This window comes from Nostoc sp. 'Lobaria pulmonaria (5183) cyanobiont', from assembly GCF_002949795.1.
Taxonomy (GTDB): domain Bacteria; phylum Cyanobacteriota; class Cyanobacteriia; order Cyanobacteriales; family Nostocaceae; genus Nostoc.
This window is the reverse complement of sequence record NZ_CP026692.1, coordinates 5686907-5700803: the sequence shown is the minus strand read 5'-3', so window position 1 is coordinate 5700803 and position 13897 is coordinate 5686907. Positions and strand designations below refer to the sequence as shown.

Here is a 13897-nt window from a genome sequence, read left to right as displayed (position 1 = left end):
GGGAGTATTGGCATGAAATACACTTTTGATATTCTAGGAATATCTCCACTTTTGCAGTTTTTTAATCACCAACAGCAAAATGGGCAAAAACCATCCCAACAAGGTGTGGAATACTTGGGAGTACATACGTGTACGCTAGATACGTTTTTAGAATCGGTAGAATCCGTTCCAGCAAAGTGGGATTGGAATCTGGATCAAGTGGTAGATACCGTGATTAAGTTTTGGTTGAATAACTCAGACAGTATTCGTTATTGGAAAGTGCGTTTAAATGATGCTGGTAAGGATAATTTACTAGTCACAAGGTTGGCGGATATAACCGCCTTACAAGCTGAATTTGAATCTCTACTAGATCGGGAGTGGTGAAGAGATAGGTAGAATTGAAAAAGAATTTAAGAGGGGGAGCAGGGATTGCTCCCTCTCCAGTCAAAATCAATTATTTACTCTATTATATCAAGTTTGGGTTATTACTTGTAATATAAAAGCTGAAGAAAAATTCATTCTTGAATATTTCAAAAAACTCTAAAAATTTAATTATTTTCAATTAACTATAAAAAATGTCAATGCCCGCAATGCAGCTTTACTAATCACACTATAGAAAGTACGTGCTGATTAATTCTACGCACGTTATTACTCATTTTCTCTTCAGCTTACAATAGTATCTTTTCAGACACTAAAATTTGTTTAACCACTGATGCGGACTTTATTTATGTGTATACATACAAATAATGCAAACCTAATAATTGCCAAACTTTCTGCTTGAACATTGTTGTGTCCTGGAAACAATTGCAAGTTAAGGCTTTGAGATTCATTGCTACCTGAAAATTCCAACTTAATTGGTCTCAAATATAGCGCTCAGTGTTGACAATTTATAAATAATCGAATAACAAGGTGGCAGTAGCATAAAAAAAAGCGTTGGTGCATTCCTACCTAGAAACTAATTAACGCCCTTCATTAAACTTCATACGGTTAACATAATTATGCCAGAAAATACGGATAACAAAACTTCCCAATCAGACAATCAAACTATTGCGTATAAAGAACGCCTCAATTCTTGGGCGATCGCTCGTCAACTTCCGAATACGCAACGGGAGATTGTTGCTCGCTTCCGCAGCCGTTCTGATGCCGATGGCTATATGCGGCACCTTCCTCAAGAAATACCAAATGCTTCCTACATGGTTGTTTTTGATTGTCAACGCCAAGAAGCTGTAATTTAAAGTACAAGCATAGGCATTAACCCTTGTTTTTAATCCAATACGCTTAGGTTAAGGGTTATTGGTGTAGATAATTGGTCTTTCAAGATAAATCGCATCTCTACAATCTGGGTTTTGTTGCGCATTCTGGACTGTATTGGTTTTGAATCTCCATTACCCTTTTCTTGCGATCGCGGGTGTAGTCTACTTAAAATCTGCGGGAACCACTATATTTGATTTGCTCTCCACCGAGAGGCTCAGATCCCCTACTTTCTTCAAAAAATAGGGGATCTTTTGGTTTGTAATAACTTCTAGCATCTTAATTAACCAGACAAGTTGCTCAAAGCAACTTGTTAAAGGTAAACAAACTTCCGCCACAGTGTACTAGTACAGATGCCGCTCTTATACTAATTCTTTGTGAACCTGCATATTATTTTGACCCCTCCCAACCTCACCTTACCAAAGAGATGTGCCGCAGGTGGTGGGATTCTTTACTATGTGTCTTTATACAGAATTGGTATCAAAAGAAGTGTAATTACAATCATAAATGATTAAGTTTTTCTGGCACTATATAAACATCTTGATATATTAACTAAAAATAAATTCCGTAATTGCCCCCTTGCTACTGATATTTTAAATTACTTAAAAGTAAAAGTTAGTGCAATAATCCCTGAAAGTGCTAGAGAGTTAATAAGTGGTAAAACAGCACGGATATGACTGGTTCAAAGCTGTGATATTTTTCCATCAACGAGAATTACTCGCTCTGTTGCTGGGGATTTTCTTCTCAATCTCTGTATTCCTACTCTGGCAGAGACTTTTAATCCCAAATCCGGGGTTATTAACACAAGTAGAATTGATTGCAGGGTTATTAGTTGTTGTGACGCTGACATTATCAATCTATTTTGCCTTGGCAATGAATGCAACAAACCAACAAATAACAGCAATCAATCAGGAGTTAACTCACAGGATTTTTGAACAGAAACAGGTAGAAATTGCCCTGCTCGCCAGTGAAAATCGTTTGCGACAGCTGCTGGAAACTGTCAAAGTCATCCCTTGGGAATTGGACTTGAAAACTTGGCGATTTATTTACGTTGGGCCGCAAGCAGTAGATTTGCTAAATTATCCGATCGCAGAGTGGTACGAGGAAAATTTTTGGGTTAATCATCTGCATCCAGATGACAAGAAAAATTCTGTTCGTTTTTGTCAAGAAGCAACTGCTAGGTGCGAAAATCACCAATTGGAATACCGGATGTTAGCTGCTGATGGGCGAGTTGTTTGGCTGCGAGAGATTGTTAGTGTCGTTGAGGAAGCCGGAACTGCGATCGGGCTGAGGGGGTTTATGTTTGACATTACTGATTTGAAACTGGTTGAAGAAACCTTGAGACTGAGAGAGAGGGCACTTACCGCGACCAGTAATGGAATTATTATTGCCGATGCTAGACTCGCCTACAATCCAGTTCTTTACGTCAACCCTGCCTTTGAGCAAATAACAGGCTACAGTGCTACTGATGTAATTGGGCAAAACTGTCTATTTTTGCAACGCACAGATACCCAGCAACCAGCACTGAATGAATTGCGCTCATCTATTCAAACCGGAACCAGTTGCAAAGTTGTTCTCCGCAACTATCGCAAAGATGGCACTTTGTTTTGGAATGAATTGAGTATTTCTCCTATTCATGACGACAATGGCAAGTTAAGCCACTTCATTGGCATTCAGAGAGATATTAGCGATGTCTACAACGAGCTTTGCTTACGCAAGCAAGCCGAAGCCAGTCTGCGCCGGCAAGCCCTCACCTTTGAAAATATGCATGATGGCGTAATTATCACAGATTTAACCGGAAGTATTATTGACTGGAATCCTGCTGCCGAAAGTATGTTTGGCTATACCAAAGCCGAGATTTTGGCTAAACATCCGAGTATTTTGCATCAGCCGGAAGTAGCCGCAACATTAAGCGGCAACATTTTGAAAACAGTCAACCAGCAAGGACGCTGGTCAGGGGAAATACACTTTATTCGCAAAGATGGCAGTGAGGGAATTTGCGAAACAACCGTAGTCGCTCTACAGGATGAACAAGGGGAAACTGTTGCTACTGTCGGCATCAATCACGACATTACCGAAAATAAACGAGCTAAAGAGGCACTGCAACGGCAATTAGATCGCACTTTACTACTTGAACAAATTACTCAGGAAATTCGTCAAAGTCTTGATACTAGCAAAATTTTTGAGACGGCTGCTACCCAAATTGGACAAACATTTGCAGCCGATCGTTGTCTGATCCACTCTTACATTAGTCACCCCACACCCCGAATTCCCTTAGTAGCAGAGTATAATACAATCCCTGGTTACTGCTCCATGCTGAAATTGGAAGTTCCCATGACTAACAATCCCCATGCCGAGCAGATGATGAGCCAAGAAAGTGCGATCGCTTCTCCAAATGTGTACGTTGATCCTTTACTCCAGGCGGCTGAATCTATCTGCCGAGAAATTGGGCTGAAATCTATGCTGTCAATCCGCACTTCTTATCAAGGAGAACCCAATGGTGCGATCGGCTTACATCAGTGTAGCTATTTTCGCCAGTGGACACAAGACGAAATCGAATTACTAGAAGCTGTGGCGGCTCAACTAGGCATTGCTCTAGCACAAGCTCACTTACTGGAACAAGAAACGCGCCAACGTGAAGAACTTACCTTGAAAAATTTTGCCTTGGAGCGGGCAAAACGTCAAGCAGAAGCTGCAAATCGGGCAAAAAGTGAGTTTTTGGCGATGATGAGCCACGAAATTCGGACTCCAATGAATGCTGTGATTGCTATGACAAGTTTACTGCTGGATACCGATCTCACACCTCAACAGCAAGACTTTGTGCAAACAGTTCACAGTAGCGGAGATACTTTACTCACCATCATCAACGATATTCTGGATTTCTCCAAAATTGAGTCGGGCAAACTGGAATTAGAAGAACAGCCTTTTGATTTGAGAGCTTGTGTGGAGGAGGCTATTTCCTTTTTAGCTCCGAAAGCTGCCCAAAAGGATATCGAACTAATTTATCTGATCCAGCCCCAAGTTCCCATTCAGATCGTCGGTGATTTGACTCGTCTGCGCCAAGTCTTGATGAATCTTCTCAACAATGCTATCAAGTTTACGGAAACCGGAGAAGTTTTACTCTCTGTTGAACTGGAGACTCTTGAGTTGAATAAAAAAACTTCTTCCCAATCCCCGATACCTGTTGAAAAAGAGCAACTTCTCTACGAAATTCTATTTGCGATTAAAGATACAGGTATTGGCATTGCACCAGAGAAAATAGAGCGATTATTTCAACCCTTCACTCAGGCTGATGTCTCCATGACTCGACGATATGGTGGCACAGGGCTAGGACTGGCAATTAGTAAGCGGCTCAGTAAGATGATGGGCGGCACTCTTTGGGTAGAAAGCCAGGGATTTATTGGTGGCAATCCTAGCCCTAGATGGGATAATGGAAAATTATTATCATTTCTTGACTCTTCACTAGGTTCAACATTTTACTTCACCATTATTACCAAAGTAGCTGCTCAGTCAGAACAAGCTGAATTAAGCACTTCGCGATCGCTGCTTACCTCCAAGCGACTATTGATTGTAGATGACAATCTCACCAATTGCCAAATTCTCAGCTTGCAAGCAGAGTCTTGGAAGATGGAAACTTATGCTGCCAAATCTGGAAAAGAAGCTTTAGTTAAACTTGCTCAGGGAACGCAGTTTGATATTGCTATTTTAGATATGCAGATGCCAGAAATGAATGGCATAACCCTAGCTCGTCAAATCCGCAAGCAATCTAATTGTCAAAATTTGCCTTTGGTGATTATGACCTCTTTAGCGAAAGTAGAAACTTCTTCTGACTTTAATGATGTCCAGTTTGCTACTTCTTTGAGTAAACCGATCAAACACCCTCAACTCTTCGATGTTATTACTCGTGTTTTGGGAAATCAGCCGATTCTAGCCAGTATTTCTGATTTTACCTTGGTCGATCGGCATTTGGGCCATCGACTACCACTGCGGATTCTTCTGGCAGAGGACACGGTTGTTAATCAGAAAGTTGCCCTACTGATGCTACAAAAAATAGGTTATGGGGCAGATGTTGTAACTAATGGGCTAGAAGCGATTGAAGCTCTGCAAAAACAGCCATTCGACGTAGTGTTGATGGATGTCCACATGCCCAAAATGGATGGGTTAGAAGCAACTCGGAGAATCTGTCAAGAATGGGGGGTGGGTTTTCGTCCCCATATTATCGCCATAACTGCCAATGCCATGCGGGGCGATCGCCAAGTTTGTCTTGCTGCTGGTATGGATGACTACATTAGCAAACCCATTCAGCTGCAAGAGTTAGCTCAGGCACTCAGCAAATGTCTACCCCAAAGAAATTTTGAATTCACTTCCATCGAACAACAAAGGGAAGTGATGCGCCCAGAATTGCAACCTTCGCCAAATATCTTACAGTCAGGGCAAAACCAGATATTAAAAAGCGCCAAAATTGATGCCAAAATCCTCCAATCCTTGCAGCTTATGGTCGGAGGAGATCGTGTGGCATTTGCGGAACTAATTGAGTGTTATCTTACAGAAACAGCCAAATTAGTGCAACATATCAGCACAGCGATCGCAAGTCAGGATATCCAGACTATATGGAAGACAGCGCACAAACTCAAGTCCAGCAGTGCTTCTGTTGGAGCGATCGCCCTAGCTCACCTTTGCAAGCTGCTAGAAGTACAGGCACGCAGGAGTAACTTAGAAAACAATCTAGAATTACTTTCACTACTGTATCAGGAATATGAACAAGTTAAAACAGCCTTAGAAAAAGAACTTGCGAAGGAAGCACCATGAAAGCCACTGCTGAAGAAAGCCAATCTTTAGTTTTAATTGTTGATGATGATCCTTTTATTCGCCTGATACTGCGGAATTGCTTAGAGCGGGAAGGCTATCAAATAGCGGAAGCTGAAAATGGCATAGAGGCAATAAATCTTTTCGAGCAACTGCACCCTCATATAGTACTCCTTGATGCCATAATGCCGGATATGGATGGATTCGAGTGTTGCACTCAGTTGGAGCTTCTAGATTGTAACAAGCACACTCCAGTTTTAATGATTACGGGACTTAATGATCAAGAGACAGTTGACCGTGCATTTGCAGTGGGAGCAATAGATTTTGTTACCAAACCGATTCACTGGCCAGTTTTGCGACAACGGGTAAAACGCTTGATTCAGCAATCTCAGTTACAGCGAGAACTGGAAGCCAAGAATCTGGAATTGCTGCGATTAGTTACTATCGATGGATTAACTCAAGTAGCTAATCGCCGACGGTTTGAAGAGTATTTTTATCAAGTGTGGCAGCGCCTAAAACGCGAGCAACGTCCGCTTTCTCTAATTCTTTGCGATGTTGATTTCTTCAAACTATATAATGATACCTATGGTCATCGGGTAGGCGATCGCTGTCTTCAAAAAATTGCTCAAGCTTTCCAAGATATTATTAAACGTCCCGGAGATTTAGTTGCCCGTTATGGTGGGGAAGAATTTGCTGTGATTTTACCTAACACAGACACCAAGGGGGCGACTCATGTTGCCGACATAATTTGTCATGCTGTCCGAGCACTAGCAATTCCTCATCAAAATTCCCAAGTTGGTTCTTACGTAACTATTAGTGTCGGCTTTACGACAGAAATTCCTCAGCCAGATTCTAACTTAGAAGAAATAATTGCCGCAGCGGATCGGGCATTATATGAAGCAAAGGCAGCAGGACGCGATCGCTTTGTGCAAAATATTCTACTACCCAAAAGTAAAAATTCTCGCTAATCTGTCAACATTCAGTTATCTGCCCAATGCCCCATTCCCCATTCCCCATTTAAAAATCTACACCTCGTTTAAGTTCTACACCTTGATTAGCATAGTGTTTGTGGCAATAAACCTCTGAGTGGATGCTAGCCAAATCAAAGTACGCGGGTGGATTTTGGCAGCGGCCAGTGATAATAATTTCGGTATCGCGGGGTTTGCGGAGTAAAGCCTGGACAATGGGTTCAACGGGGAGTAGTTCTAAGTCAACGGTGGGATTGAGTTCATCGAGAATAATAGTTTTATACAATCCAGAGGCGATCGCAACTTTGGCAATTTCCCAACCTCGTTCGGCTTCTACGTAGTCTAATTCTTGTCGGGAATTTCGCCAGACGATCGCATCTCCACCGCAACGCTGATGATCCACCACTTCTGGATATGACTGTTGCAAAGCGGCGATCGCTGCGTCTTCTGTGTAGCCGCTACCACCTTTAAGCCATTGCATAATCAACACACGGGTAGACCCTGGATGATTAATTCCCCTACCAATTGCTTGTAAGGCTTTGCCCAAAGCGCTAGTAGACTTGCCTTTACCAGCACCAGTATAAATTTCAATCCCTTCCAGGAACAGGGCTTTGGCTGTTGGGTGGTGATGAGGTTTCATTTCTGAGTGTAAATCTGCAATATCGAGCAACTTTTGGGGTGCGGCGCGTCCGGTAGCAATGATTTCCAACTCCTGGGGTTTGGATTTTAATGTCTTTACTACTTCATCCACTGGTAGCAAACCTAAATCCAGAACGGGGTTAATTTCATCCAAAACGACGACTGAATATAAACCACTAGCGATCGCACCTTTAGCGACATCCCAACCCCGCATTGCTTCATCTCGGTCAAAGGTGGTAATTTCCTCATGCCCAAAAAATTCGGCTCTCCCGGTACGAACCTGGTCAATTAAATGGGGAAACCCGCGTTGTAAAGCTGCGATCGCGCCATCTTCATCATAATCACGTTCTGGCCCTTTTAAAAACCGCAGCAGTAAAACACGATTAGAATTGCTAGGCGTATTTATTCCCAAGCCAATGGAGCGCAAAACCACCCCCAAAGCCGCTTGAGATTTACCTTTACCCAGACCATCGTAGACGTGAATTTGACCAATAAGCCGTTCTTGACGCGCTTGCGCTGTCCGAATACCAATACCGTTCCTTGTCATCTCTCAAAAAGTTATAACTATGGCAGTCTTTAATCTTACCTAACCTCTTGTACTCTCATCTTAGAAACTGCCCCTCTAACGTGTCTGTACAAGGGTCAGTTCGATCTATTAACAATATCAATAGAGGAATACTGGCACACCCGCATAGTAAAGGACAAGAACAATGGGATAATTTCCCCCATCACCCTTACTATCCCAGTTATACTCACTACAGTTAACCCTTACCCTTAACCATTTATGCCTGACAATTGGATGCTTCCCAGGATTTTTCCCATTGGTGGATTTCTGTTTGACTTTTTATTTGTACTGATTGCCATCCCCATCGAAGCTTATGTTTTGCATTCTCGACTAAAATTTGACAAAAAAACCAGTACTTTTTATGCAATTTCTATCAATCTGTTTTCCAGTGTAATTGGTTGGCTCATATTTTTTGTATCAGAACCACTGTTGCCGATACAGGTGAAATCAGAATTAATTAACTATATGCTTTTTAATAACTTTAAATCGTCGAATACACAGACTTTAATTATTTTAACTGCTTGTATAATTTTTTTTACTACGTTTTTGATGAAATTTTTTATTTTAAGGGTTTTGCTATTCTCATTAAATGAATCATTTACTAAAAAAGAAGAGGAACCTCAAACATCTCAGCGGCTGCAACGGCGTCGTTTTACCACCTTGAATTTCCAAAATACTAATTTAGTTACTACTATACTAATAGCAAATTCTCTGAGCTATAGTGCCATAACCATTATTTTATTATTTCGTTCAAAATAGCAAAAAATTACTTGTTTAATTTAGAAAAAATTATTGATTTATCTGGTTGAGGGAGGAATATGAATACACTACTAAAAGATGTCTTTGGGGTTTTTAAATTTGCTGAAGGGCTTTATGCAGGAATTAGAAAAATATTAGTTCCACCCAAAGCTTATTCTTGGCAGACATTTATTTATTTAAGTATTTTTTCTTGGGTACTTTCATATTGTGCCACAGGTTATATCAAAGATATAATTGCTTTTTTCGGTTGGTTATTTTTAATTGCTGGTACAGCTTGGTATACAACTGAAGATCCTTTGAGGGTTCCTGGTACTTTTATGCCAGTCGGGGCAGTAATCACCGGATTCTTAGTGAGTGTTTTTGCATTTGGAGATCAACAAGATGTAATTACACCCAGAACCATCGTTTTTTGGCCGACAATTTCAGCATTAATTACGGCAATACCAGAGTTTATTGAAGGAAATGATACCGATGCAAAAGCTCGCATTCCTAAGCCAGAAGACCGCCAAAGAATTATAATTTTAGTTGCTAGTAGTATGCTGCTAAGTTGCTGGATTCAGTTTCACTTTGTGATGGATAATTGGTTACGACAATATCCCAGTTTGCAGGCAGATACTTTTAAACATAGTACCTTTGTTCCCCGAACAGAAGAATTAGTAAAAATTCCCCAAAACGGCGTTGTAATTCTAGAAAAACTTCAACCAATGGTAGTAGAACAAATAGCAAAAAGACCTTGGTCAGAAGTAGAAAAATGGTTGCTAGATGCGAAACAACAGGTAGGAAATTTGGGTAGGGGAATAATTCAAAAAAACCTGAATAAATATGAAGAGAAGGAACTATGGCGTGTTGAACCGCGTGTAGCTAATACAAAGTCAGGATATATATTAGATTTATTAAGTATTTGGATAGGACCTAGTTCTAACCCACGAGGCTATTACTTAAAAAAATCTTGTCGCATTGAACCACTTGCAGCAGCCAATAATTCAGAGAATAAGATTACAGTTGCAGAAATTGAATGCGATCGCGCCAGTAAATTAATTTCTGGTTCACCGCCTCCGCAGCAGTGAGGAGTGGGGCAGGGGGTAGGGGGAAGAATAATAAAATTACCTCTTTCCCCTCTGCCTCTTCCCAATGAAAAATGAAAAATGAAAAATGAAAAATGACTATTAACAGAATTTTTGTATTGGCAAAGAATGTGTTTCAGGAAGTGGTACGCGATCGCATCCTATATATTATTGGTTTTTATGCGCTAGTACTCGCCACTGCCTTTCGCGTCCTTCCTGAATTTGCAGCTACGGCTGAAGATAAAATGTTTTTAGACTTTGGAATGGCGGCGATGAATGCCATCGGGTTAATTATTACGATATTTATTGGTACGGGACTAATTAATAAAGAAATTGAAAAACGCACTGTTTTAGTATTAATTGCTAAACCTGTTAGTCGCAGCGAAATTATCGTCGGCAAATACTTGGGTTTATCCGCAGTCCTAGCTGTGCTTGTCGCCACGATGACAGTCATTTATCTGCTATTTCTGCAATTTGGTAATATTCCTCATCCTACAGCAAGCATTCTAATTGCTGCAATTTTCTTATTTTTGCAGTTGTCATTAATTACTGCCGTAGCTATTACCTTCGGTGTTTTTACTGCTTCTCTGCTAGCGACTGTTTTAACCTTTGCGGTATATTTAATCGGAAATATTACTCAAGATTTAGTACAACTTGGTCGTCTGAGCCGTAACCCTGGTATGGAACGTCTAACTCAAGCTTTGTTTCTTTTCTTGCCAGATTTATCTCGATTAGATTTGAAAAATGATGCCGTTTATGGTCTGCAAGCACTACCTGACACCACTGCACTGATTATGAATGCTGGTTACGGCTTACTTTATAGTACCATGTTGTTAGCGATCGCTATTCTGATCTTTTCACAACGCGAATTTTAGACATTGAGCATGGGGCATTGGGCATTGGGCAGAGGAGAAAGAGGTAATTTTTATTCTCTCCCTTGCTCCCTCGCCTGTGCAAACTGTGTTGCTTACACATCTACAAGGGTTGAGTGCCTTGGCTAGATGCTTTTTGTGCAATAGTTTTCAAGCGAGTTGCTCTGCTTTTACGGATACGTTCACTTTTGCGAACTCCACCAGCCATCTCATATTCGCGGCTATCTTTGCCATATCTAAAGCCGATTCCCATAAGCATTTTTTCGGAGAAACCACCCAAGGTTTGTTCTAACTCTTCAATTTCTACTTTGGAAGAGTCAATCGTGCTGAGAGCAGTATTATGAGCTTCTAACTTGCTGCGTAATTGCTCAATTAGTTCTGTCAGTATTTTTAAATTACAAGTCTCTCCCAGATCCAGATTGGCATCAATTGCTTTGAGTCCAGCAAATCTTAACTCAGCATTTTCTAGAACGCGGGATGTACGTTTTCTTAAAGACATAAATTTCGTTACTTATAACATTTCTACAGTTACTATGCCCTATTAAAAATATATTCTGGTTCAGCAAAATCCACAAAAATAATGATACTTTTTATAAAATAGATACTAGTAAATTCTCTTAATTTATTTAAAGCGTTTATAGCGCTTCTCGTTTGTGTAAAGTACACCCGTAGGGGTACAGCATTGCCCATTGGTGTCAACTTAAGCTAAAAGCCTTTTCAAATCTGCTTTCCAGCCTCTGCCTAGAAATGCGGCTCCTCGCAGCTCTGCCGCCACTTCCCACATTGGTTCGCCCAAATCACTACATAGCTTTGCCCAGCATCACTGATGCCGTTAGAGTCGGCATTAGATGCCCTCAATAATCAGGTCATCAATGCCATCATTGTTGATGTCCCCCACATTGCTGACTGAGTTGCCTGAGTAGTCATATTCTGCAATGCTGTTAATTACAAAGCCATTAGTGCCATTCAAATCAGAGAGGTTCAGCAGGTTGAATGATGAATTAGCCATGATTTTATCCTGTGTTTATTTCTTATCAGTCAGCGAGTGAACTTTGAGGTTCTACATCTTTTTAAGTTGACACCAATGTGCAGTGCCGTACCCTACACTCCTCGGTATAAAGCTGTACCGCATCGTAATGGGAACGGCTATCTCTAATTTTAATTACAGCTTGAGCATTCCTAACTACAAAAGAAGTTGTGTTAAGTACAGCTTGAGCATTCCTAACTACAGAAGAAGCTGTGTTAACTACAGATTGAACATTCATAATCACAGAAGAAGCTATGTTAACTACAGATTGAACATTCATAATCACAGAAGAAGCTATGTTAACTACAGCTTAAGGATTACTTATCATATAAAGAATATTTATAATTAATACTGAAGTTGTATTAACTAAGGCTTCAAGACTTCTCAGTTAAGCATTTTTAAACATCAATATACAAACTGATTTACTCCTTGTGCGTCATGGCGCTCAAATCTCTACCACCGCAGGCACAGCAGAAGCTGGTGGTAATGGTGGCAACATTAATATTGATGTCCCGTCGGGCTTCATTGTTGCTGTCCCAAGCGAAAATAGCGACATCACTGCTAATGCTTTTACAGGCACAAGTGGGAGGCTAAATTAAATTTTGAGTAAATCAAACGAGAAAATAAATCATGAGCACACAAATTGGTACTCCTTTTTCTGACAACCTGTTGGGCGGTAGTGGAAATGATAATCTGCTTGGTCGCAAGGGCGATGATAATCTGTTCGGTTATGACGGCAATGATAACCTATACGGTGACGAAGGAAATGATAACCTGTTTGGCGGCAGTGGAAATGATAACCTGTTTGGCGGCAGTGGAAACGATAACCTGTTTGGTAGCAGTGGAAATGATAACCTGTTTGGAGAAAAGGGAGACGACGTAATATTTGGCAGTGCTGGTAATGACATTATCAGGGGTGGGGATGGCATTGATACGCTTGATTACACTGGTTTAGGTCAAGTAATTACTCTTTTTGCCGATCGTACAAAAAAGGGTGGTGGTCTTGGTAGCGATCGACTTTCAGAGCCTCCTAGTACAGAGATCATCATTGCTGATCCAGGTTTTATAAATGTTATCGATACTTCTGGTACAGATTTAGCATCTTTAATCGACTTGGGTGCAGAAAGATTTGATATTTTTGATGTTCCTGAGGCAATTACCATTAAAAACTTTGTCAATGTCATTGGCAGCAATCAAAATGACACAATTATTGGTAACGAACTAAATAACACACTCATTGGTGGCAGTGGTAATGATTTCTTAGGCGGTAGCGCTGGCAATGACATCTATGATGGAGGAGATGGCATTGATACGCTTGATTACACTGGTTTGGGTCAAGCAATTACTATTTTCCCCGATCGCATCGAAAAAGGAAATCTCGGCACTGATCGGGAAGTCGTTCCGACTGAAATTGAGATAGTTATAGGAGATGTTGGTTTCGCCAATACCATTAATGCTTCAAGTCTAGAAAGTCCTGTTTCTGTAGATGTTGACTTATCTAAGGAATCGTTGACTGGCGTTAATATTTCAGGGGTTGTTAATAGCGTTGGCACTGTCAAAAATTTTGTCAATGTCATTGGTACAAAACAAAATGACACGATTATTGGTAACAAGTTAAACAACATAATCAATGGTTTCGGTGGTCGAGATACTTTATTTGGAGGTGCTGGTCAAGATACATTTGTTTTGGGAGAAAAGGGCAATGTCCTTTATCGCAATTCTGGTTCCGAGGACTTAGCTATCATCAAAGATTTTGTCTCAGGTGAAGACAAAATTCAACTAACTGGTAACAGAAGCGACTATTCCTTCTTTAAGCAAGGTTCTAGTAACTTTATTGCTCTAGTAGGCAATGGCAATGGTCAATTTAACTTGGGTACTGATGAGGTGATTGCATCTCTCAATAGTAGTTTCAATATTGTTAATGACTTGATATTTGTTTAAAAAGAAAGCTCTTTATCTGCGGCGTT

12 protein-coding genes and 1 pseudogene are annotated in these 13897 nt (G+C 40.6%); 9 read left to right on the top strand and 4 right to left on the bottom strand.

Translation table 11 applies throughout. The features are described 5' to 3' along the window. The first annotated feature begins 12 nt into the window (after positions 1-12). From NLP_RS25280 to NLP_RS25265, 4 genes are all read left to right on the top strand, one after another. Complete coding sequence (locus tag NLP_RS25280) at positions 13-363, top strand: hypothetical protein (protein WP_104908729.1); 351 nt, start codon at positions 13-15, stop codon at positions 361-363. Positions 364-977: 614 nt separating this feature from the next. Next, positions 978-1214, top strand: a complete 237-nt coding sequence (locus NLP_RS25275; protein ID WP_104908728.1) for a hypothetical protein — start codon at positions 978-980, stop codon at positions 1212-1214. Positions 1215-1884: 670 nt separating this feature from the next. Beyond that, a complete protein-coding gene (locus NLP_RS25270; protein ID WP_104908727.1) occupies positions 1885-6039 on the top strand; it encodes a PAS domain S-box protein in 4155 nt (1384 codons plus the stop codon). Beyond that, complete coding sequence (locus NLP_RS25265) at positions 6036-7004, top strand: response regulator (protein ID WP_104908726.1); 969 nt, start codon at positions 6036-6038, stop codon at positions 7002-7004. The genes NLP_RS25270 and NLP_RS25265 overlap by 4 nt, the downstream gene beginning before the upstream one ends. Before the next feature lie 49 nt (positions 7005-7053). Here the strand turns inward: NLP_RS25265 and NLP_RS25260 are convergent, their stop codons facing one another. Next, positions 7054-8190, bottom strand: coding sequence for a cob(I)yrinic acid a,c-diamide adenosyltransferase (locus NLP_RS25260; RefSeq protein WP_104908725.1), 1137 nt, complete (start codon positions 8188-8190; stop codon positions 7054-7056). Between the two features lie 237 nt (positions 8191-8427). On the opposite strand from NLP_RS25260, the gene fraC reads away from it, so the two are divergent. From fraC to NLP_RS25245, 3 genes are all read left to right on the top strand, one after another. Then, positions 8428-8967 carry a filament integrity protein FraC gene (gene fraC, locus NLP_RS34360; protein ID WP_104908724.1) on the top strand — a complete coding sequence of 180 codons (540 nt, stop codon included), beginning with the start codon at positions 8428-8430 and terminating at the stop codon, positions 8965-8967. A gap of 59 nt (positions 8968-9026) precedes the next feature. After that, positions 9027-10034, top strand: coding sequence for a septal junction protein FraD (gene fraD / locus NLP_RS25250; RefSeq protein WP_104908723.1), 1008 nt, complete (start codon positions 9027-9029; stop codon positions 10032-10034). Positions 10035-10126: 92 nt separating this feature from the next. Continuing rightward, the gene (locus NLP_RS25245) at positions 10127-10906 is read left to right on the top strand and encodes an ABC transporter permease (protein ID WP_104908722.1); all 780 of its coding nucleotides are present in this window, start codon (positions 10127-10129) and stop codon (positions 10904-10906) included. A gap of 100 nt (positions 10907-11006) precedes the next feature. On the opposite strand, the gene NLP_RS25240 is transcribed toward NLP_RS25245, so the two are convergent. The 3 genes from NLP_RS25240 to NLP_RS33570 form a co-directional block, all read right to left on the bottom strand. Beyond that, positions 11007-11402 carry a hypothetical protein gene (locus tag NLP_RS25240; RefSeq protein ID WP_104908721.1) on the bottom strand — a complete coding sequence of 132 codons (396 nt, stop codon included), beginning with the start codon at positions 11400-11402 and terminating at the stop codon, positions 11007-11009. Positions 11403-11747: 345 nt separating this feature from the next. Further along, entirely contained in the window at positions 11748-11912 is a 165-nt protein-coding gene (locus NLP_RS33575; protein ID WP_199784687.1) for a hypothetical protein, read from the bottom strand. A 61-nt stretch (positions 11913-11973) separates the two neighbouring features. After that, a complete protein-coding gene (locus NLP_RS33570) occupies positions 11974-12210 on the bottom strand; it encodes a hypothetical protein (protein WP_158680525.1) in 237 nt (78 codons plus the stop codon). A 121-nt stretch (positions 12211-12331) separates the two neighbouring features. On the opposite strand from NLP_RS33570, the pseudogene NLP_RS25235 reads away from it, so the two are divergent. Together NLP_RS25235 and NLP_RS25230 are read left to right on the top strand one after the other, a co-directional pair. Beyond that, a pseudogene (locus NLP_RS25235) lies at positions 12332-12526 on the top strand (hypothetical protein); the annotation flags it as partial. A 34-nt stretch (positions 12527-12560) separates the two neighbouring features. Beyond that, on the top strand, positions 12561-13871 hold the full coding sequence (locus NLP_RS25230) for a calcium-binding protein (protein WP_104908720.1): 1311 nt from the start codon (positions 12561-12563) through the stop codon (positions 13869-13871). Positions 13872-13897 lie beyond the last annotated feature (26 nt).